General features: G+C 62.1%; 18 protein-coding genes. 11 read left to right on the plus strand and 7 right to left on the minus strand.

Annotated elements, in window-relative coordinates; translation table 11 throughout:
- Positions 1 to 36 precede the first annotated feature (36 nt).
- The 6 genes from odhB (at position 37) to OCX61_RS08140 (ending at position 7,688) form a co-directional block, all read left to right on the plus strand.
- Positions 37 to 1,260, plus strand: coding sequence for a 2-oxoglutarate dehydrogenase complex dihydrolipoyllysine-residue succinyltransferase (odhB, locus tag OCX61_RS08115; protein ID WP_261943329.1), 1,224 nt, complete (start codon positions 37 to 39; stop codon positions 1,258 to 1,260).
- Between the two features lie 93 nt (positions 1,261 to 1,353).
- The gene (gene lpdA, locus OCX61_RS08120) at positions 1,354 to 2,790 is read left to right on the plus strand and encodes a dihydrolipoyl dehydrogenase (RefSeq protein ID WP_003254207.1); all 1,437 of its coding nucleotides are present in this window, start codon (positions 1,354 to 1,356) and stop codon (positions 2,788 to 2,790) included.
- 172 nt (positions 2,791 to 2,962) lie between these two features.
- Positions 2,963 to 4,129: an ADP-forming succinate--CoA ligase subunit beta gene (sucC, locus tag OCX61_RS08125; protein ID WP_011534748.1), complete on the plus strand. Its 1,167-nt coding sequence runs from the start codon at positions 2,963 to 2,965 to the stop codon at positions 4,127 to 4,129.
- Positions 4,129 to 5,013, plus strand: a complete 885-nt coding sequence (gene sucD / locus OCX61_RS08130) for a succinate--CoA ligase subunit alpha (RefSeq protein ID WP_016393102.1) — start codon at positions 4,129 to 4,131, stop codon at positions 5,011 to 5,013. The genes sucC and sucD overlap by 1 nt, the downstream gene beginning before the upstream one ends.
- A 424-nt stretch (positions 5,014 to 5,437) precedes the next feature.
- Positions 5,438 to 6,751 (plus strand): branched-chain amino acid transport system II carrier protein, encoded by a 1,314-nt coding sequence (gene brnQ, locus OCX61_RS08135; RefSeq protein WP_261943330.1) that lies wholly within the window; start codon positions 5,438 to 5,440, stop codon positions 6,749 to 6,751.
- A gap of 187 nt (positions 6,752 to 6,938) precedes the next feature.
- Entirely contained in the window at positions 6,939 to 7,688 is a 750-nt protein-coding gene (locus OCX61_RS08140; RefSeq protein ID WP_085673076.1) for a DUF599 domain-containing protein, read from the plus strand.
- Between the two features lie 68 nt (positions 7,689 to 7,756).
- Here the strand turns inward: OCX61_RS08140 and OCX61_RS08145 are convergent, their stop codons facing one another.
- Positions 7,757 to 8,032 (minus strand): hypothetical protein, encoded by a 276-nt coding sequence (locus tag OCX61_RS08145; RefSeq protein ID WP_261944283.1) that lies wholly within the window; start codon positions 8,030 to 8,032, stop codon positions 7,757 to 7,759.
- A gap of 153 nt (positions 8,033 to 8,185) precedes the next feature.
- Between OCX61_RS08145 and OCX61_RS08150 the strand changes: the two genes are divergently transcribed.
- The 4 genes from OCX61_RS08150 to OCX61_RS08165 all read left to right on the plus strand — a co-directional run bounded on the left by OCX61_RS08150 (position 8,186) and on the right by OCX61_RS08165 (position 11,924).
- On the plus strand, positions 8,186 to 8,662 hold the full coding sequence (locus OCX61_RS08150; protein ID WP_261943331.1) for a PaaI family thioesterase: 477 nt from the start codon (positions 8,186 to 8,188) through the stop codon (positions 8,660 to 8,662).
- Positions 8,659 to 9,141: a PaaI family thioesterase gene (locus OCX61_RS08155; protein WP_261943332.1), complete on the plus strand. Its 483-nt coding sequence runs from the start codon at positions 8,659 to 8,661 to the stop codon at positions 9,139 to 9,141. Before OCX61_RS08150 ends, OCX61_RS08155 begins: the two co-directional genes overlap by 4 nt.
- A gap of 69 nt (positions 9,142 to 9,210) precedes the next feature.
- Positions 9,211 to 11,118 (plus strand): molecular chaperone HtpG, encoded by a 1,908-nt coding sequence (htpG, locus tag OCX61_RS08160; protein ID WP_261943333.1) that lies wholly within the window; start codon positions 9,211 to 9,213, stop codon positions 11,116 to 11,118.
- Positions 11,119 to 11,198: 80 nt separating this feature from the next.
- Positions 11,199 to 11,924: a dienelactone hydrolase family protein gene (locus OCX61_RS08165; protein ID WP_261943334.1), complete on the plus strand. Its 726-nt coding sequence runs from the start codon at positions 11,199 to 11,201 to the stop codon at positions 11,922 to 11,924.
- Between the two features lie 130 nt (positions 11,925 to 12,054).
- Here the strand turns inward: OCX61_RS08165 and OCX61_RS08170 are convergent, their stop codons facing one another.
- Positions 12,055 to 12,918 (minus strand): pirin family protein, encoded by an 864-nt coding sequence (locus tag OCX61_RS08170; protein ID WP_261943335.1) that lies wholly within the window; start codon positions 12,916 to 12,918, stop codon positions 12,055 to 12,057.
- A 115-nt stretch (positions 12,919 to 13,033) separates the two neighbouring features.
- Here OCX61_RS08170 and OCX61_RS08175 point away from each other — a divergent pair, with 115 nt between their 5' ends.
- Complete coding sequence (locus tag OCX61_RS08175) at positions 13,034 to 14,035, plus strand: amidohydrolase family protein (RefSeq protein ID WP_261943336.1); 1,002 nt, start codon at positions 13,034 to 13,036, stop codon at positions 14,033 to 14,035.
- Positions 14,036 to 14,207: 172 nt separating this feature from the next.
- Here the strand turns inward: OCX61_RS08175 and fabB are convergent, their stop codons facing one another.
- From fabB to OCX61_RS08200, 5 genes are all read right to left on the minus strand, one after another.
- Complete coding sequence (gene fabB / locus OCX61_RS08180; protein WP_050706509.1) at positions 14,208 to 15,428, minus strand: beta-ketoacyl-ACP synthase I; 1,221 nt, start codon at positions 15,426 to 15,428, stop codon at positions 14,208 to 14,210.
- A gap of 11 nt (positions 15,429 to 15,439) precedes the next feature.
- Positions 15,440 to 15,955 carry a 3-hydroxyacyl-[acyl-carrier-protein] dehydratase FabA gene (gene fabA, locus OCX61_RS08185; RefSeq protein WP_012315334.1) on the minus strand — a complete coding sequence of 172 codons (516 nt, stop codon included), beginning with the start codon at positions 15,953 to 15,955 and terminating at the stop codon, positions 15,440 to 15,442.
- A 202-nt stretch (positions 15,956 to 16,157) separates the two neighbouring features.
- Positions 16,158 to 18,089 (minus strand): ATP-binding protein, encoded by a 1,932-nt coding sequence (locus OCX61_RS08190; protein WP_261943337.1) that lies wholly within the window; start codon positions 18,087 to 18,089, stop codon positions 16,158 to 16,160.
- Positions 18,086 to 18,976 carry an ABC transporter substrate-binding protein gene (locus tag OCX61_RS08195; RefSeq protein WP_261943338.1) on the minus strand — a complete coding sequence of 297 codons (891 nt, stop codon included), beginning with the start codon at positions 18,974 to 18,976 and terminating at the stop codon, positions 18,086 to 18,088. Before OCX61_RS08195 ends, OCX61_RS08190 begins: the two co-directional genes overlap by 4 nt.
- Positions 18,976 to 21,123, minus strand: a complete 2,148-nt coding sequence (locus OCX61_RS08200; RefSeq protein ID WP_261943339.1) for a TonB-dependent receptor plug domain-containing protein — start codon at positions 21,121 to 21,123, stop codon at positions 18,976 to 18,978. The genes OCX61_RS08195 and OCX61_RS08200 overlap by 1 nt, the downstream gene beginning before the upstream one ends.
- Between the last annotated feature and the right edge of the window lie 197 nt (positions 21,124 to 21,320).

Below are 21,320 nucleotides of genomic sequence, written 5' to 3' on the forward strand. Positions count from 1 at the left end.
CGCGCACCTGAAACCGAATTTAAGGAAACACAGATAATGGCTATCGAGATCAAAGCCCCAACCTTCCCGGAATCGGTTGCCGATGGCACCGTTGCCACCTGGCACAAGCAGCCGGGCGACGCCGTCAAGCGTGACGAACTGATCGTCGACATCGAGACCGACAAGGTCGTCCTGGAAGTGCTGGCCACCGCCGACGGCGTGCTGGGTGCCATCGTCAAGGGCGAGGGCGACACCGTCCTGTCCGACGAAGTGCTGGGTTCGATCGTTGAAGGTGGTGCTGCCGCCGCCGCTCCAGCTGCCGCCCCGGCCGCTGCTGCTCCGGCTGCCGCTGCTGCCGACGCTGGCGAAGACGACCCGATCGCAGCGCCTGCCGCGCGCAAGCTGGCTGAAGAGAGCGGTATCGATCTGGCGACCGTTGCCGGCACCGGCAAAGGTGGTCGCATCACCAAGGAAGACGTCGTTGCCGCCGTCGCCAACAAGAAGTCGGCTCCGGCTGCCAAGCCAGCTGCTGCCGCTGCTGCTGCCGCTGCTGCCCCGGTTGTGGTTGCCGCTGGCGACCGCACCGAGAAGCGCGTGCCGATGACCCGCCTGCGTGCCAAGATCGCCGAGCGCCTGGTCGAAGCCCAGTCGAACATGGCCATGCTGACCACCTTCAACGAAGTCGACATGACCGAAGTCATGGCCCTGCGTTCGAAGTACAAGGACCTGTTCGAGAAGACCCACAACGGCGTACGCCTGGGCTTCATGTCGTTCTTCGTCAAGGCCGCCACCGAAGCGCTGAAGCGCTTCCCGGCTGTCAACGCCTCGATCGACGGCAACGACATCGTCTACCACGGCTTCGCCGACGTCGGCGTTGCCGTGTCCAGCGACCGTGGCCTGGTGGTTCCGGTACTGCGTAACGCCGAGTCGATGAGCCTGGCTGAAATCGAGAACGGCATCGCCACCTTCGGCAAGAAAGCCCGTGACGGCAAGCTGGCCATCGAAGAGATGACCGGTGGCACCTTCACCATCACCAACGGCGGTACCTTCGGTTCGATGATGTCGACGCCGATCGTCAACCCGCCGCAGGCCGCGATTCTCGGCATGCACAACATCATCCAGCGTCCGATGGCCATCAACGGCCAAGTGGTTATCCGCCCGATGATGTACCTGGCACTGTCCTACGATCACCGCCTGATCGATGGCAAGGAAGCGGTAACCTTCCTGGTCACCATCAAGAACCTGCTGGAAGATCCGTCTCGCCTGCTGCTGGACATCTAACCCTCTGGCTGCGTACCGTGCCGGCCCTGGCTTCGCCAGAAGCCATGCCGCGCGGTCCGCGGCCTGTAGCTTGTAGCTGATAAGGAATCTTTTATGACCCAGAAATTCGACGTAGTGGTAATCGGTGCAGGTCCTGGCGGCTATGTTGCTGCCATCAAGGCCGCACAACTTGGTCTGAAGACTGCCTGTATCGAGAAGTACACCGACGCCGAGGGCAAGCTGGCCCTGGGCGGCACCTGCCTGAACGTAGGCTGCATTCCGTCCAAGGCGCTGCTGGACAGCTCCTGGAAGTACAAGGAAGCCAAAGAGAGCTTCAACGTCCACGGTATCTCCACTGGCGAAGTGAAGATGGACGTCGCCGCGATGGTTGGCCGCAAGGCTGGCATCGTCAAGAACCTGACCGGTGGCGTTGCCACCCTGTTCAAGGCCAACGGCGTTACCTCGATCCAGGGCCACGGCAAACTGCTGGCTGGCAAGAAGGTCGAAGTCACCAAGGCTGACGGCACCACCGAAGTCATCGAAGCCGAGAACGTGATCCTCGCTTCCGGCTCACGCCCGATCGACATTCCGCCGGCTCCGGTCGACCAGAACGTCATCGTCGACTCCACCGGCGCCCTGGAATTCCAAGCGGTACCGAAGCGCCTGGGCGTGATCGGTGCTGGCGTGATCGGCCTGGAGCTGGGCTCGGTATGGGCTCGCCTGGGTGCTGAAGTCACCGTTCTGGAAGCCCTGGACACCTTCCTGATGGCTGCCGACACCGCCGTGTCGAAAGAAGCCCAGAAGACCCTGACCAAGCAAGGCCTGGACATCAAGCTGGGCGCGCGCGTCACCGGCTCGAAAGTCAACGGCAACGAAGTCGAAGTGACCTACACCAACGCCGAAGGCGAGCAGAAGATCACCTTCGACAAGCTGATCGTCGCGGTCGGCCGTCGTCCGGTGACCACCGACCTGCTGGCTGCCGACAGCGGCGTGACCATCGACGAGCGTGGCTACATCTTCGTCGATGACTACTGCGCGACCAGCGTTCCAGGCGTATACGCCATCGGTGACGTGGTGCGTGGCATGATGCTGGCGCACAAGGCCTCGGAAGAGGGCATCATGGTCGTCGAGCGCATCAAGGGCCACAAGGCCCAGATGAACTACGACCTGATCCCGTCGGTCATCTACACCCACCCGGAAATCGCGTGGGTCGGCAAGACCGAACAAGCCTTGAAGGCCGAGGGTGTTGAGGTTAACGTAGGCACCTTCCCGTTCGCGGCCAGCGGCCGTGCGATGGCAGCCAACGACACCGGTGGTTTCGTCAAGGTCATCGCCGACGCCAAGACCGACCGCGTCCTGGGTGTTCACGTGATTGGCCCATCGGCTGCCGAGCTGGTACAGCAGGGCGCAATCGCAATGGAATTCGGCACCAGTGCCGAGGATCTGGGCATGATGGTCTTCAGCCATCCAACCCTGTCCGAAGCGCTGCATGAAGCAGCGCTGGCAGTGAATGGCGGCGCCATTCACGTGGCCAACCGTAAGAAGCGTTAATTATAAGAAACCACGGCGGGCTGCCCGTCGTGAGTCTTGCGTGCATGACTCACCGCGGAACGTCCGCCGGACCAGGCTACACGGGAAAACCCGGGGTCAATGGTCACAGGTGGTGCGGCGCCAGCAATGGCGCAGCGCCGAAGCGCAGTACCTAACGAAGACGGTAAAAAGCATGAATCTTCACGAGTATCAGGGTAAGCAGCTGTTCGCTGAATACGGCCTGCCAGTTTCCAAGGGTTTCGCTGTCGATACCCCTGAGCAAGCGGCTGAAGCCTGCGACAAGATCGGCGGTTCGGAGTGGGTCGTAAAGGCTCAGGTCCACGCTGGTGGTCGCGGTAAAGCGGGCGGCGTCAAGCTGGTTCGCAGCAAGGAAGACGCCAAGGCGTTCGCTGCGCAGTGGTTGGGCAAGAATCTGGTGACCTACCAGACTGACGCCAACGGTCAACCAGTCTCCAAGATCCTGGTCGAGTCCTGCACTGACATCGCCAAAGAGCTGTACCTGGGCGCTGTAGTGGACCGTTCGAGCCGCCGTATCGTGTTCATGGCTTCCACCGAAGGTGGCGTGGACATCGAGAAAGTCGCTCACGAAACTCCTGAGAAGATCCTCAAGGCTACCATCGACCCACTGGTTGGCGCTCAGCCGTTCCAGGGTCGTGAGCTGGCGTTCCAGCTGGGTCTGGAAGGCAAGCAAGTTCAACAGTTCGCCAAGATCTTCGTTGGCCTGGCCAAGCTGTTCAAGGATCACGATCTGGCCCTGCTGGAAGTGAACCCGCTGGTGATCAAGGCCGACGGCGACCTGCACTGCCTCGATGCCAAGATCAACATCGACGCCAACGCCATGTACCGTCAGCCCAAGCTGAAGACCTTCCACGACCCGTCGCAGGACGACGCCCGTGAAGCCCACGCCGCCAAGTTCGAACTGAACTACGTTGCCCTTGAAGGCAACATCGGCTGCATGGTCAACGGTGCCGGCCTGGCCATGGGAACCATGGACATCGTCAACCTGCACGGCGGCAAGCCAGCCAACTTCCTCGACGTGGGCGGCGGCGCTACCAAAGAGCGCGTTACCGAAGCGTTCAAGATCATTCTGTCCGACAGCAATGTCGCGGCCGTTCTGGTCAACATCTTCGGCGGCATCGTTCGCTGCGACATGATTGCCGAAGGCATCATCGGTGCAGTGAAAGAAGTTGGCGTAAAAGTGCCGGTTGTTGTTCGACTTGAAGGTAACAACGCCGAACTGGGCGCTAAAGTACTGGCAGAAAGCGGTTTGAACATCATTGCGGCAACCAGCCTGACCGACGCTGCTCAACAAGTTGTCAAAGCTGCGGAGGGCAAGTAATGAGCGTCCTGATCAATAAAGACACCAAAGTCATCTGCCAGGGCTTCACCGGCTCGCAGGGTACTTTCCACTCCGAACAGGCCATCGCCTACGGCACCAAGATGGTCGGCGGCGTTACTCCGGGCAAGGGTGGCACCACCCACCTGGGCCTGCCAGTGTTCAACACTGTGAAAGAAGCCGTGGAAGCCACCGGCGCTGACGCTTCGGTCATCTACGTTCCGGCTCCTTTCTGCAAGGACTCGATCCTGGAAGCAGCCTTCGGCGGCATCAAGCTGATCGTCTGCATCACCGAAGGCATTCCTACCCTGGACATGCTGGATGCCAAGGTCAAGTGCGACGAGCTGGGCGTGACCCTGATCGGTCCTAACTGCCCAGGCGTCATCACTCCGGGCGAGTGCAAGATCGGCATCATGCCAGGCCACATCCACCTGCCAGGCAAGGTCGGTATCGTTTCGCGCTCCGGCACCCTGACCTACGAAGCGGTCAAGCAGACCACCGACGCCGGCTTCGGCCAGTCGACCTGCGTGGGCATCGGCGGCGACCCGATCCCAGGCTCCAACTTCATCGACATCCTGAAGCTGTTCCAGGAAGACCCGAAGACCGAAGCGATCGTCATGATCGGTGAGATCGGCGGTTCGGCTGAAGAAGAAGCGGCGGCCTACATCAAGGCCAACGTCACCAAGCCAGTCGTTTCCTACATCGCCGGTGTTACCGCACCTGCGGGCAAGCGCATGGGCCACGCTGGCGCCATCATCTCCGGCGGCAAGGGCACTGCGGACGAGAAGTTCGCCGCGCTGCAAGACGCTGGTGTGAAGACCGTGCGTTCCCTGGCTGACATCGGCAAGGCTCTGGCCGAGCTGACCGGCTGGGAAGCCAAGAAGTAATACCTGCTACACCCCCCACGCGCACAGAGGCCACCTTCGGGTGGCCTTTGTCGTTTTCGGGTTGTTGTTTCCTGCACTTGCCTCTTCGCGAGCAAGTCGGGGCGCGAAGAGGCCGGTACAGGTAATGTGAAGTATTCGATAGGTTTGATAGGAATTTTCGCGCAGACGAAAGTTTCAATGCAGCGATAATTCCTACTGTCTCCGGTCGCACAGACGACAAACATGTACGCACATCGGACAAGCAGCACTGTATCAGTGCGTTTGCCGGGTAAAACGGTTAATCTACGCGCTCACTCTGTGCCCGTACCCCAAAAGGGAACGACACGCTAAACGGGTCTGGCCTATCAAGCCGGGCAGCATTTCCCCTCATCCAAAGGGAAATCCCCTCTCGAATCCCGATTTCAGCAGTGTGGTACTACCTTAAATGAAAGTTCTCAAAGGCCAGGATATCCTGGCGCTTGGCTTTATGACGTTTGCGCTTTTCGTAGGCGCTGGCAACATCATCTTCCCGCCTATCGTCGGTCTGCAGTCTGGCCCGCACGTGTGGATGGCGGCCCTGGGCTTCCTGGTTACTGCCGTGGGCCTGCCGGTTATCACCGTGGTTGCCCTGGCCAAGGTCGGTGGCGGCATGGACGCGCTGAGCAGCCCGATCGGCAAGTTCTTCGGTGGCCTGCTGGCGGCCGTGTGCTACCTGTCGGTTGGCCCGTTGTTCGCCACTCCGCGTACCGCGACCGTATCGTTCGAAGTGGGCGTGGCGCCGCTGACCGGTGAAAGCCCGACGGCGCTGTTCATCTACAGCCTGGTGTACTTCGCCGTGGTACTGGCCGTATCCATGTACCCGGGCAAGCTGCTCGACACCGTCGGCCGCTTCCTCGCGCCATTGAAGATCATCGCCCTGGCGGTGCTGGGCATCGCTGCCTTCGCCCTGCCGGCCGGGACCATCGGTGAAGCCCAGCCGGCCTATGCCGCTGCTGCCTTCTCCAAGGGCTTCTCCGACGGCTACCTGACCATGGACACCCTCGGTGCCCTGGTATTCGGTATCGTCATCGTCAACGCCATCCGCTCGCGCGGTGTTGAGTCGCCGAAGCTGATCACCCGCTATGCCATCATCGCCGGCCTGATCGCCGGTGTCGGCCTGGCCCTGGTGTATATCAGCCTGTTCCGCCTGGGTGCCGGCAGCCATGAAATCGCCGCCGGTGCGACCAACGGTGCTGCTGTTCTGCACGCCTACGTGCAGCACACCTTCGGCTCGCTGGGCAGTGGTTTCCTCGCGGTACTGATCGCCCTGGCGTGCCTGGTGACGGCCGTTGGCCTGACCTGCGCCTGTGCCGAGTACTTCAGCCAGATCCTGCCGCTGTCGTACCGTGCGCTGGTGGTGATCCTGGCAGGCTTCTCGCTGCTGATCTCCAACCTGGGCCTGACCAAGCTGATCATGTTCTCGATCCCGGTGCTGACCGCCATCTACCCGCCGTGCATCGTGGTGGTGGGCCTGAGCTTCGTCAAGGACCTGTGGAATTCGCCAACCCGCATCCTGGCTCCGGTGATGCTGGTGTCGCTGGTGTTCGGTATCGTCGATGCGATCAAGGGCAGCGACATTGCCCATGTGCTGCCGGATGTGCTGGCGCACCTGCCGCTGAGCGATCAAGGCCTGGCCTGGCTGGTGCCTTCGGTGGTGACGCTGGTTGGCGCCGTGGCCTGCGACCGCATGCTCGGCAAGCCGCGCGAAGCGTTGGCCTGATGGCACAAGGCGAAGCCTGAGGGCGGCACCGGCCACAAGCCGTAGGGTGCACGCCAAAGGTGGAGGCTCGAAAGCCCCGCATCTGAAAGGATGCGGGGCTTTTTCGTTTCAGTGTGTGCCTTTTGCCACTTGTAGGCGTCGAAACCCGGTCACTATTCTTTGTGCACCTGGCCCTCGGGAATTCTGCATGAACTTCATTCAAAGCAATCTCCACAACCTCCTGGCTGTCTGCTGGTTTGCCCTGTGCTGGGGTGGCTACACCCGCTATGCCATCTGGAAGGGCCGCGATACCGCGTGCCTGGCCAGCGTGCTGCACCTGTACCGGGAAGACTGGATGCGCCGCATGCTGCTGCGCGACAACCGCATCGCCGACGCCAGCGTGATCGGCAACCTGGAGCGCAATGCCTCGTTCTTCGCCTCCAGCACCCTGATCATCCTCGCCGGCATTCTCACCGTGCTGGGTGCTTCGGATCGCGCCCTGTCGCTGCTCGCGGACCTGCCACTGGTGCAGCAGGCATCCCAGGGCATGTCGGAGATCAAGCTGCTGTGCCTGGCCATGGTCTTCGTCTACGCCTTCTTCACCTTCAGCTGGTGCATGCGCCAGTACAACTTTGCCGCGGTGCTGGTGGGGTCGGCGCCAATGATCGGTGAGCGCCAGGTCAACGAACTGGAGCGCAAGGCCTTTGCCTCGCGTGCGGCACGCGTGCTGTCGCTGGCAGCCAACCAGTTCAACTTTGGCTTGCGCTCTTACTACTTCGGCATGGCCATGCTTACCTGGTTCATCAGCCCCTGGCTGTTCATGGTCGTGAGTGTCGGTGTAGTGCTGATTCTGTATCGCCGTGAATTCCACTCCGATGTGCTGGATGTGATGGTGTTCACACCCACCGAAAGTGCACCGACAGAAGTGCCGAGGGAAAGTTCCAGTAGTATTAACTGAAACGTTTAACTCAATAAAGGCAGGCACAAAAAAACCCGACGATGTCGGGTTTTTCTGTTTTGCTTGAATTACTGCTTGGCAGGTTCGGCCGGCGCGGTTTCCGGTGCCGGAGTCGCTGGAGCGGCCTCTTCGGCAGCCTTCTGCTCGGCTTCTGCCTGATCTTTGGCGGCTTCGGCGTTTTCCTTGGCGGCCTCGTTCATCTTATCCTGAGCTTCGCCCATCTTTTCCTGGGCTTGCTCGGCGTGTTGCTGTGCGTCTTGGGCTTTGTCTTCGCTCGCTTTATCGCAAGCAGCCAGGCCCATGGCAGCAGCCAGCATCAGAGCAAAAGCAAAAGGTTTACGCATGGGGGTGTTTCCTCTTGGTGAATAACTGAGTTGTTCCTTCGAGTTCACCCATGCGGGATAAGTTCCGTGCCTGTTACAGATATATAACGCCGCGTTCTATATAGACTTTTTACTGGTTTTATGCCGTTACGGCGGCGATCACGGAAACAGCGTATGAACGATTCAAGCTTGCAGGCCATGGCCGAACGTTTTCTTTCAGCATTGAAGCATTGCCAGCTATTGCAGATGCGCGTGGCCCATGCCGACAGTGACGGCATGACACTGGTCATGCCCTGGTCGCCGGCGATCGTCGGCAACCCACAGACCGGCGCGGTACACGGCGGGGCGTTGACCACCTTGATGGATACCACCTGTGGCATGGCCACCTTGTGTGTGTTGCCGCGCTTCGAGGTGTGCCCGACGCTGGATCTGCGTATCGACTACATGCACGCCGCCGCGCCGGGCAAGCCGATTTACGGCCAGGCCCAGTGCTATCGAGTGACCCGCGATGTGATCTTCACCCGGGGCACGGCCTACCAGGACGACCCCGACCAGCCGATCTGCCATGTGGTGGGGACCTTCATGCGCCTGGGCCAGGAGATCAAGGGTGGCATCCGTTTCGGCAACAGCCTGAAGGAGGGCGGAGCATGATCCCTGAAGACGTTCGCCAGCAGTTGAACGCGGCCCATGCGGTCGGCGACTACGGCCCCTTGCTGGCCTTGATCCCTTACGCCGGCCTGATCGGTATCGAGTGCCAGCGCGACGGCGATGACTTGCTGTTTCGCCTGCCGGCCAGCCAGGACAATATCGGCAACCCTTTGCTGCCGGCCATCCATGGTGGTGTCATCGCCGGTTTCATGGAGCTGTCTGCGGCCCTGTACCTGCTGATCTACAGCGAGAGCGCGAGCATTCCGAAGATCATCGATTTCTCCATCGACTACCTGCGCGCCGGGCATTATCGCGACACCTACGCCCAGTGCCAGCTATGGCGCCAGGGCCGGCGCGTGACCAACGTGGCGATCACTGCCTGGCAGGCTGACCGGCATTCGCCAATCGCCACTGCCCGAGCGCATTTCAAGATCGAACCGGAAAAGCCCTTGAAATCGTCCGGGCAGCCCCCATCTGCATGACATCCGCCGTTAAAGCAGGCCATGTCGGCCGCCAGGCGCCATTGCCATCAGATCGGAGTTTTGAAGACCATGAGTGTGGAGACTCAAAAAGAAACGCTGGGCTTCCAGACCGAGGTAAAGCAACTGCTGCACCTCATGATCCATTCGCTGTACTCGAACAAGGAGATCTTCCTGCGTGAGCTGATCTCCAACGCCTCCGACGCCGCCGACAAGCTGCGCTTCGAGGCCCTGGCCAAGCCAGAGCTGCTCGAGGGCGACGCCGACCTGAAGATTCGCCTGAGCTTCGATAAGAACGCCGGTACCGTGACCCTCGAGGACAACGGCATCGGCATGAGCCGCGAAGATGTCATCGCTCACCTGGGCACCATCGCCAAGTCCGGCACCGCCGACTTCATGAAGAACCTCACCGGTGACCAGAAGAAGGATTCGCACCTGATCGGTCAGTTCGGTGTGGGCTTCTACTCGGCGTTCATCGTCGCCGACAAGGTCGACGTGTTCAGCCGCCGTGCCGGCCTGCCGGCCGCCGAAGGCGTGCACTGGTCGTCGAAGGGCGAGGGCGAGTTCGAAGTTGCTACCATCGACAAGCCTCAGCGCGGTACCCGCATCGTCCTGCACCTGAAGAAGGACGAGCAGGAATTCGCCGATGGCTGGCGCCTGCGCAACGTGGTCAAGAAGTACTCCGACCACATTGCCCTGCCGATCGAACTGCCCAAGGAGCAGGCTGCAGCCGCCGAGGGTGAAGAACAGCCGGCGCAGGAATGGGAAACCGTCAACCGCGCCAGCGCCCTGTGGACCCGTTCCCGCTCCGAGGTGAAGGACGAGGAATACCAGGAGTTCTACAAGCACATCGGCCATGACTTCGAGAACCCGCTGGCCTGGAGCCACAACAAGGTCGAAGGCAAGCTCGAATACAACTCGCTGCTGTACGTGCCGGCCCGCGCTCCGTTCGATCTGTACCAGCGCGAAGCGCCACGCGGCCTGAAGCTGTACGTGCAGCGCGTGTTCATCATGGACCAGGCCGAGTCGTTCCTGCCGCTGTACCTGCGCTTCATCAAGGGTGTGGTCGACTCCAACGACCTGTCGCTGAACGTGTCCCGCGAGATCCTGCAGAAAGACCCGATCATCGATTCGATGAAGACCGCGCTGACCAAGCGCGTGCTGGACATGCTGGAGAAGCTGGCGAAGAACGAGCCTGAGCAGTACAAGGGCTTCTGGAAGAACTTCGGCCAGGTGCTCAAGGAAGGCCCGGCTGAAGATTTCGCCAACAAGGAAAAGATCGCCGGCTTGCTGCGCTTCGCCTCCACCCAGGACGACAGCGGCGAGCAGAGCGTTGCCCTGGCCGACTACCTGGCGCGCGCCAAGGAAGGTCAGGACAAGATCTACTACCTCACCGGCGAGTCCTACGCCCAGGTCAAGAACAGCCCGCACCTGGAAGTCTTCCGCAAGAAAGGCATCGAAGTGCTGCTGCTGACCGACCGTATCGACGAGTGGCTGATGAGCTACCTCAGCGAGTTCGACGGCAAGGCATTCGTCGACGTCGCCCGTGGCGACCTGGACCTGGGCAAGCTGGACTCGGAAGAGGACAAGAAAGCCCAGGAACAAGTGGCCAAGGACAAGGAAGGCCTGGTCGAGCGCCTGAAAGGTGCATTGGGTGACAGCGTTGCCGAAGTGCGCGTGTCGCACCGCCTGACCGACTCGCCGGCGATTCTCGCCATCGGCGAACAGGACCTGGGCCTGCAGATGCGCCAGATCCTCGAAGCCAGCGGCCAGAAGGTGCCGGACTCGAAGCCGATTTTCGAGTTCAACCCGTCTCACCCACTGATCGAGAAGCTGGACAACGAGCAGAGCGAAGACCGTTTCGCCGAGCTGTCGCACATCCTCTTCGATCAGGCCGCACTGGCGGCGGGTGACAGCCTGAAGGATCCGGCGGCGTACGTTCGTCGCCTGAACAAGCTGCTGGTCGAGCTGTCTGCTTGAGTTGATGTACAGGAAAGCCCGCTTCGGCGGGCTTTTTTCATGGCGGGTTGTTTTATGAAAAAGTGCCTAAGGAGTGCTTGATGAGCAAGGTAATCGTCGAATCGCTGGTCTATCACCTGTCCGGCAAGACGTATGAGAGCCGCCTGGTCTACGAGCCAGGAGCGCTGGGCCGCCCGGGTCTGGTGATGGCACCGAACTGGATGGGCATCGGTGAAGGCGCCGAGCGTATCGCCAAGGAAGTGGCCGAGAAGGGCTATGTGGTGCTGATTGCCGACCTGTATGGGCAGTCTGTGCGCCCGTCCAATGCCGATGAGGCCGGGGCGGCGATGATGCCGCTGAAGAACGACCGTGGCGAGTTGCGCAAGCGCATGAAAGAGGCCCTGGACCAGCTGCTGGGGCAGTCCAAGGCGCTGCTGGAGCCGGGCAAGGTGGCAACCTTCGGCTTCTGCTTCGGTGGTTGCTGTGCCCTGGAGCTGGCGCGTACCGGTGCCGACCTGAAGGCGGCGGTGTCGTTCCACGGCACGCTGGACACTCCGAACCCTGAAGATGCCAAGCGTATCAAGGGCTCGGTGCTGGTATTGCACGGTGCATCCGACCCATTGGTGCCGAAGGAGCAATTGCCGGCGTTCGAGGCCGAGATGAACGCGGCCAAGGTGGATTGGCAACTGCTGAGCTACGGTGGTGCGGTGCATTCGTTCACCGACCCGAATGCCAATGTGCCGGGCAAGATGCAGTATGACCGTCGCACCTCGGAGCGGGCGTTCCGCTCGATGCACAACCTGCTTACTGAAGTGTTCCAGCGCTGACATCGCAGGGGCCGCTTTGCGGCCCATCGCCGGCAAGCGCGGCTCCCATGGGGCAGCACTGTCATCAAGGCCTGTGCAGTACCTGTGGGAGCCGCGCTTGCCGGCGATGGGCTGCAAAGCAGCCCCAAAATCAGCGAGGCAACTCGATTCTCGAAGTTTCCCCAGGCACCACCGGCCAATCCCCCGCAGCCCACTTGGCCCGAGCGTGCTCGATCAGTTCCGCATCACTGGCCACAAAGTTCCAGTTCATCCGCCTCGGCCCATCCAGCGGTTCGCCGCCAATCAGTACCAGCTGGCATTCTTCCTCGGCATACAGTGTGACCGCTTCCCCTGCCGGCAACACCATCAGGCTGCAGGCCTCGACCGGTTCACCGTTCATGTACAGCTCCCCGTCGAGCAGATACAGCGCCCGCTGCTCATGTTCGTCGGGTACCACCAGGGTAGTGGCCGGCTGCATCAGCACGTCCGCGTAAAGGGTAGGGGAGAGCACCGGTACCGGTGATTCCATGCAGAAGCCGCTGCCGGCAATCATGCAGATGCGCACGCCCAGGTTGTCACTGACCGGCAGGCTCGCCGCCGGATGGTGGCTGTAGCTCGGTTCGCCTTGCTCATGCTCGCGTGGCGACGCCAGCCACACCTGCAGCCCATGCAAGCGTGAGCCATGGGCCAGGGCGTCCGCAGGCGTACGCTCGACATGCGCCACACCTTTGCCGGCGGTCATCCAGCTCACATCACCCGGCAGTACGCGCTGCTCTGAACCAAGGCTGTCCTTGTGCAGGATCGCGCCTTCGAAGAGATACGTCAGTGTGGACAGGCCAATATGCGGGTGCTGGCGGATATCCATGCCATGGCCTGGCGCATAGTCGGTCTCGAGCATGTGGTCGAAGAACACGAACGGGCCGACGCTGCGGCACTGGGCCGAGGGCAGCGGGCGCAGGATCGGCTGGCCCTCGACCGATTCGGCGCGTGGGCGGATGATCAGGGGGCTGCTCATGGCGGGCTCCAGGTGGGTAGGAAATGCCCCAAGCATAACGGTTTGCCGGGTAATGCTGAACCGTTGCGCTGCCTGCCCGGTCTACCCTGTTCATGCCAGGAAAAGGATGTAGCCCATGATTGCCAGAGTGCTGGCCTGCATGCTGTTGTCTGGCTGGCTATGCCAGATGGCCCAGGCCCGTGACTACCGCTACAGCGATGCCCATCTGCACTATGTGGATTTCTTTCAGGAGACCGAGGGCATGCCGGCGCTGATCAAGGCCATGGATCAGGCAGGAGTCGAGCATTCGATGATTTCCGGCATCCCGGTGGCCAAGAAATGGCATGAAGACGAGCCCAAGCGCCCGCGCTATTACGCCGGCGACGACGCCGATGCCTATTGGTACAGCGCCACCGATACCTATGTGGCTGCTGCGCTGGAAAAGCTGCCGGCCGAGCAGCGAAAGCGTTTTCACCCGTTTCTGGCGGGCTTCAACCCGGTGGACAAGAATGCCGTCAGCCATATCGAGCGCATGCTCGAACTCCACCCCGGGCTGTGGCAGGGAATCGGCGAAGTGTTCACCCGGCATGACGACCTGACTGCGCTGACCAGTGGCGATACGCCACGGGCCAACAACGAAGCGATGACTCGCATCTATCACCTGGCGGCCGAGCGCGATATGCCGGTGTTGCTGCATTCGAACATCACCTCCAAGCGCGAGCGCAATCCGCTGTACCTGGCCGAAATCGAAGAGCCCTTGCGCAATCATCCGCATACCCGGTTCATCTGGGCGCATGCCGGGAGCAGTGCGGAGATCCATCGGCACCAGGCGCGGATGGACTTTCTGTTGCCCGTGTTGACGCGCTTGCTGGCGGACTATCCGAATTTGTATGTGGATTTGTCGTGGAGTGTGCTGGAGCCCTATCTGCTGGACGAGCAGGGCGTACCGCGCAAGGAGTGGGTGGCGCTGGTCGAGCGCCATCCGGACCGATTCATGCTGGGGTCGGATGTGGTGGGGCGGTTTGGCAGCCTGGGGGAGCAGATGCATGGCTTCAGGCCGTTCCTCGATGCCCTGCCCGAAGAGGTGGCCAACATGGTGGCTCGGGATAACTTCCTGGCAGTGTTGCCCAAGCCATAGTCTATAGCCTGTACTGGCCTCTTCGCGGGGCAAGCCCCCACAGGGATTGAGCAGCTCTCAAGGCTTGTGCGGTCCCTGTGGGAGCGGGTTCACCCGCGAAGAGGCCAGTGCAGGCAACACAAATGAAAACGCCCCGAACCAGTCGGGGCGTTTCACTTGCCGCAGCAGCGTCTTACTTGCCAGTCCAGCGCTTGAGCACCAGGGTAGCGTTGGTGCCGCCGAAGCCGAAGCTGTTGCTCATGACCGTGTCGATCTTGGCGTTTTCTTCAGTCTTGCGCAGTACCGGCAGGTCGGCGACTTCCGGGTCCAGCTCGTCGATGTTGGCGGAGCCGGCGATGAAGTTGTTTTCCATCATCAGCAGGCAGTAGATCGCCTCGTGCACGCCAGCGGCGCCCAGCGAGTGGCCCGACAGGCTCTTGGTCGAGCTGATCTTCGGTGCCTTGTCGCCAAACACTTCGCGAACGCCCTTCATCTCGGCAACGTCACCGACCGGGGTCGAGGTGCCGTGGGTGTTGAGGTAGTCGATCGGGGTGTCGACGGTGGACAGGGCCTGCTGCATGCAGCGGATGGCACCTTCGCCGCTCGGCGCGACCATGTCGTAGCCGTCGGAAGTGGCACCGTAGCCGACGATTTCGGCGTAGATCTTGGCGCCACGGGCCAGGGCGTGTTCCAGCTCCTCGACCACGACCATGCCGCCGCCGCCAGCGATGACGAAGCCATCACGGTCGGCGTCGTAGGCGCGCGAAGCCAGTTCCGGGGTTTCGTTGCGCTTGGTCGACAGGGCGCCCATGGCATCGAACAGGAACGACTGGCTCCAGTGCTCTTCTTCACCACCACCGGCAAAGACGATGTCCTGTTTGCCCCACTGGATCTGCTCCAGGGCGGTGCCGATGCAGTGTGCGGAAGTGGCGCAAGCCGACGAGATCGAGTAGTTGATGCCCTTGATCTTGAACGGGGTGGCCAGGCACGCCGAAACGGTGCTGCCCATGGTGCGGGTGACGCGGTACGGGCCGACGCGCTTGACGCCTTTTTCACGCAGGGTGTCCAGCGCTTCCATCTGGTTCAGGGTCGAGGCGCCGCCGGAGCCGGCAACCAGGCCGGTACGCGGGTTGGACACCTGCTCTTCGGTCAGGCCGGAATCCTTGATCGCATCCTGCATCGCCAGGTAGGCGTAGGCAGCCGCGTGGCCGACGAAGCGGTAGACCTTGCGGTCGATCAGTTCTTCGAGGTTGAGGTCGATGGACCCGGAAACCTGGCTACGCAGCCCCATTTCCTTGTATTCCGGGTTGTAACGGATACCCGGACGGCTGTTGCGCAGGTTTTCGGTTACGGTAGCTTTGTCATTGCCCAGGCACGATACGATGCCCAGACCAGTGATAACGACGCGGCGCATGCGAATAACCCTTAGAAATTGTCAGTGGAGGTGAACACGCCGACACGCAGGGCTTCGGCGGTGTAGATCTCGCGACCGTCGACGCTGACCGAGCCATCGGCGATGGCCATGTTCAGCTTACCCTTGAGGACGCGCTTGATGTGAATGTTGTAGGTGACCTTCTTGGCGGTAGGCAGTACCTGGCCGAAGAATTTCACTTCGCCCGAACCCAGCGCACGGCCACGGCCCGGCAGGCCTTGCCAGCCGAGGAAGAAACCGACCAGCTGCCACATGGCATCGAGGCCCAGGCAGCCTGGCATCACCGGGTCGCCTTCGAAGTGGCAGGCGAAGAACCACAGGTCCGGGGTGATATCCAGCTCGGCGACCAATTCACCTTTGCCGTACTTGCCGCCTTCTTCGCTGATATGGGTGATGCGATCGACCATCAGCATGTTCGGCGCGGGCAGTTGCGCATTACCTGGGCCGAACAGCTCACCGCGACTGCAGCGCAGCAGGTCTTCCCGAGTAAAGGCGTGTTGTTTGGTCATGCGAGCTCCTCAATAACCCCCTGTGGCAGGGGATGAATCTTCCCGGCCGACCCGTCTTGCTTCTGGGACGGCAGCCTACAGGTAGACTATTGCGTTGTGGTGAAAGTCACAGCGCACCTGGTGAAAGAAGTACAGGTGTGCACTGAAACGTCTATTTTCAGGTCCGAATTAGGTCCTGTCCAGTACTTAAGACTGCCGCACTTTAGCATTTATCGCCAGTCGCCGCTGTTCGTCCAGGCAACCAGCGCTGCAATACCCGTTGCAACTCGGTGCGGCGGAACGGTTTGCTCAGGTAATCATTCATGCCGGCGGCCATGCAGCGCTCGCGGTCACCCTGCAAGGCATTGGCGGTCAGGGCGATGATCGGCAATTGGCCGCAGGCCGGCAGCAGGCGGATACGCCGGGTGGCTTCGTAGCCATCCACCTGGGGCAGGCGGCAATCCATCAGCACTGCGGCAAACTGATGCTGGCTGACCTGCTCCACTGCCTGCAAACCGTCGTGGGCCACGCTGACCTCCATCCCCAGGCTACGTAACATGGCTTCGATGACGCTTTGATTGACCGGATTGTCTTCCACCAGCAGGATGCGTTTACCCACCTCGAGCGGCGTACTGCTCGCTGAGGCGCCTGGCAGCGTTGCCGGTGCGCTGCTGGCCAGGGGCAGGGGCATTTCCAGAGTGAAGGTCGAGCCCATTCCTTCGCGGCTTTCGCCGCGCAGCTTGCCGCCCATGCGTTCGGCCAGGGTGCGGGCGATCGACAGGCCCAGGCCAGTGCCGCCATAGCGCCGCGAAATCGAGCTGTCGGCTTGCTGGAAGGCGACGAACATCATTTCCAGGCGTTCGCTGTCGATGCCGATGCCGGTGTCACGCACGCTGCAGGTGAACCACAGCAATTGCCGGTCGAGCAGCTGCCAGCGCGCCTCGACCTGAACCTGGCCGCGCTCGGTGAACTTCAGGGCGTTGCCGATCAGGTTGAGCAGAATCTGGCGGATGCGTGTCGGGTCGCCTACCACCTGCGGCTGTGCGCCCTCCGCCGGCAGTTGCAGGTGCAGCTCCAGGCCGCGCTGTTGGGCGCTGTGCTGGAATGACTGGACGCTGCTGGCGATCAGCTCGCCCAGGTTGAAGTCGATGTGCTCCAGCTCCAGCGTGGTGCGTTCGATCCGCGAGAAGTCGAGGATGTCATTGATGACTTTCAGCAAGTGCCCGGTGGACTCGCTGGCCACCGCCGTGTATTCGGCCTGTTCGCTGGTCAGCTGGGTGGTTTCCAGTAATTGCAGCATGCCCAGCACACCGTTCATGGGGGTGCGCAGTTCGTGGCTCATCATCGCCAGAAACTCCGACTTGGCGCCGTTGGCCTGTTCGGCTTCCTCGCGTGCCTGGATCAACTGGGCGATGGCCCGTTTCTGTTCGGCGCTGGCCTGGTCCAGGGCGTTGGCCAGGTTGTTGATGTGGCGCGCCAGGTGGCCGAGCTCGCTGTCGTCGACCACTGGCAGTGGCGCGTTGTACTCACCCTGCTGGATGGCCTTGACCGCGTGGCCCATGTCGCTGATCGGCTTGGCCAGGCTCAGGGCCAGGCGGCGGGCAAGGAGGAAGGTGAACAGCAGGGCGAACAGCGCGAGGATGCCGGCCTTGATCACGATCTCCTGCTGGCGCTGGCTGAAGGCATCGTCGGACATGCCGACGATCACCCGGCCCAGGTAGTCGTCGCCGATGGCCGGTGCCGGCGCCTTGCCCTGTTGCAGGAAGTCACTGTCCAGGCGGATCTGCTGCAGACGGATCGGCGCCTGGAACACTTCCACCTGCTGCGCCCGGTTATTGCTCTCGTCCTGCTGCTCGACGTACACCAGGATGTGGTTGCGGCTGTCCTGCACCTCGAGGAAACGCACGTGCGGAATGCTCAGGGTGGCGCGCATCAGGCCTTCGAGCACTTCATTGTTACCGGATATGACGCCGTATTCGGATGCAGGCGCCAGCTGATTGGCAATCAGCTGCCCGGTGTGGTTCAGCTCCTGGCGCAAATCCTGGATTCGCACGAAGGTGAAGAAGCTGATCAACAGCAAGGTCAGCAACAGTGCCGGGCCCAGGCTGATGATCTGGGTGCGGGTGTGGATGTCCCAGCTCAGGCGTTTGCTCATGGGGTGGGTTCTCCTTCGGCCAGGGCCTTGGCGGTGGCTTTCGGATCGATCGGTTCAAGGCCCAGGGCGCGCGCCACCTGCTGGTTGCCGCTGACGCCGTAGCGTGTCGGGTACAGGCTGCGCGGCCAGCGCGCCGGGGATTGGTCGAGCAACTGGTCGAGCACGGCCAGCCAGTCATCCTGGTCGCTGTAGGTGCTGGCCAGGGCGCCGGCGCGGACGAAACCGGCGTTCGGGCCGATCAGCGCCATCTGCCGGCCATAGCTGCTGAGCAGCAGGTTCTTCGCCGTCTTCGAGTTGTACAGCTCGGGGTCATCGAGGCCGAGCAGCACGTCGCTGCTGGCCAGCAGGTGCTGCAAGGGGCGGCTGTCGCGCTGGTCCGGCCAGTCCTGGGCGACGATTTCCAGGCCCAGCGGGCGTGCCGCCTGGCGCAGTTCGTCGAGCAGGAAGTGGCTGTGCTCACCGTACAGCACACCGATGCGCTGGGCCTGCGGCAACAGGTAACGGGCCAGGCGCAACTGCCGGGCCAGGGGCGGGTCGCTCCACAGCAGCGTCAGGTACGCGGGGCGCGACTTTCCCAGGCGTTGTTCAGCCTGTACCCGGCTGATGCGCATGGCCAGGGCAGGCGGCCCGCTGTTTTCAGCCAGGCGCCACTCCAGCGCGGCGCTGTCGAGCAGCACCAGGCGCACGTCAGCCTTGAGCTGGCCGGGGCGGCTCAGCTCGGCGACGCTGCGAAAGTGCACCTGGTCATGGCTGCGGCGGCCTTGCAGGGCTTCGACGAAGCTGCGCACGCCAGGCTGATCTTCACCGCCAACCAGCAGGATTTCGCTGGCGGACAGCGAACCCAGTGGCCACAGGCAGATCAGCAGCAGGCGCAGCAGCCGGGCCATCAGAACTCCAGCTCCGCACTGACGCTCAGGCGATGGCGGCTGTCATAACGGTTCTGAATCAACGTGGTCGGCTCGTCGTCCAGGCGTTGTTGCCACAGCGCGGCCAATTCCAGGTTGCTGCCCTGGATGCGAAAACGCTTGGCCACGCGCAGGTCGAGGCGCTCGTAGCGATACTGGTTGAGCGCATCGTCACCGTAGTAGAACAGCGCGCTGGACCAGCCTTCACCCCATTCACGCATCCACCCGGCCGAACCACTGTTGCGGGCCGTGTTGGCGCTGTCGGCGGGGTTGCTGGCCCAGGCATCGACATAGGCATAGGTCAGGCGCAGGCGATCGCGGGGCGCCAGGCGCCAGTCGAACTGCGCCTCGCTGCCGGTGAAGCGAGCCTTGTTGGCGTTACTGGCGATGTACTGATTGTTCTTCAGGGGCTCGCTGATCATTCCAGTGATCTCGTCGTAGAACAGCTTCACATCCATGGTCAGGTCGATGTCGCTGAAGTAGCCGTTGTAACCCAGCTCGCGTGAGCGCATGCGTTCCTGTTCGAGGTCACCAGGGCCGCGGGTCTTGACGAAGTACTCGGCATTGCGCTGGCCGAACGCTGCGGGGGTCAGGTTCTTGACCGTGTAGCTCCAGTTGACGTTGTTCTCGAACATGTCTGGCGAGCGCACCGCCTCGGAGTACACCGCGCGCAGGCCGTGGCGCGGGGTGATCAGGTAGTTGACCGCCATGCGCGGGGTCAGGGAGCTGCCGGACAGCCGCGAATCCTCGAGCATCGCACCGCCCTGGACAATCCAGTGCTCGTCGGCGCGCCATTCCAGCTGGCCGAACAGGCGCCAGGTCTGGTCGTCGATGCTGCCGTTGAAGTAGGTCTGCGAATCGGCGCGATCATAGCGGTAGTTCATGCCACTGAGCAGGCGCAGGCTGTCGGTGAGGCTCAGGGTGTCCTGCACTTCCAGGTCATAGCGGGTTTCGCGGGTGCTCTGGTCGACATCACCGCAGACCACGTTCTTGCCGCCCTGGTTGTTCCACTGGTCCTTGATCGCATCGACCAGCGCCTGTTCTTCAGGGTTGCTGCTGCTCGGCGGGTTGTTCGCCCCGCGGGCGACCTTTTCGGCGAAGTCGGGGTTCATCTGCCACAAGCGGGTCAGCTCGGGGCTGAACGACAGCGCGGCGTCGCAGGCGCGCCAGACCTGCTGGCGGTCGAAATGCTGGGCCGATCCCTGCACATACAGGCTGTGCTCGGGGTTGAAGTCTATGTTCCAGCGTACCGAGCCGGCATAGTCCTTGGCGTTGACGTCGGCGTTGTCGCCGGTCTGGGTGACGTAGGGGAACACCGGCTGATAGGTATACGGCCGCTGGTTACTGCCTTCCTTGGCCGCCAGTTGCCATTCCAGGGTCTGGTCCGGTGCCAGCACGTGGCTGACACTGAGGTTGAAGCGGTTCAGGCGGCGGCTGTCGCGATAGTCCTGGCCGAACTGGTTCTCATCGAAGCCGTCGTCCTGCTGGCCGGACACCGACAGGCGCAGGTCGCCACCGTCCCAGCCGAAGCCGTGGCTGAGGTAATAGTCGTTGATGCCGTCCTGGCCGCGGGTCAGTTTCATCCGTGTACCGTGGCTGTCGGCCGGGTTGCGGGTGAGGATGTTGACCACTGCCATCAGCGCGTTGGCGCCGTAGCTGACGGTGTTGGGGCCGCGGAACACCTCGATGCGCTCGATGTCCTCGATGGCCACCGGAATGTCGCTCCAGTCCACTGTGGCGAGGCCGGCGCGGTATACCGAGCGGCCGTCGATCAGCACCTGCATGCGCCGTGCTTCGTTGACGTTGCTGCCATGGTAGTTGACGGTTGGCTGGTTGCCGGCGCCATAGCCGATCATCATCCCCGGTACCAGGCGCAGCAGTTCGGGAATATCGCGCGCGCCGCTGGCGCGAATCAGTTCGTTGTCGAGCACGGTCATGCTGCCCGGCACTGCTGCCGGGGATTGTTTCAGGCGTGTGGCGGTCAGAACCTGCGGCAGGTCGGAGTTGTCGATGAACAAGTCGTCGGCCATGGCCGAGCCGCCGAGCAGGGCGGTCAGGAGTAACAGGCGAGGGTAGGGGGGCGGGCCAGGGAACACAGGACAGCCTTGTCTCAGGATTGAAACAGGCATGGTAACCGACCGGGAGGGTTTTGCCAGTGGGCTGCGGGGGATTTGCGGGTCTGGCGTGATGTTTGGGGCGGGGGAGGCATGTCTTGAGGGTTTCAGCGCCTGTGAGATCGAGCGCCGCCCGCGCGGCGCATCGCGAGCTTTGCTCGCTCCTACGTTTGTTTCGGGCCAGTTTATCCTGTGGGATTTGCGCGCGGACG

This window comes from Pseudomonas sp. LRP2-20 (genome assembly GCF_024349685.1).
In the GTDB taxonomy this organism is placed as follows: domain Bacteria; phylum Pseudomonadota; class Gammaproteobacteria; order Pseudomonadales; family Pseudomonadaceae; genus Aquipseudomonas.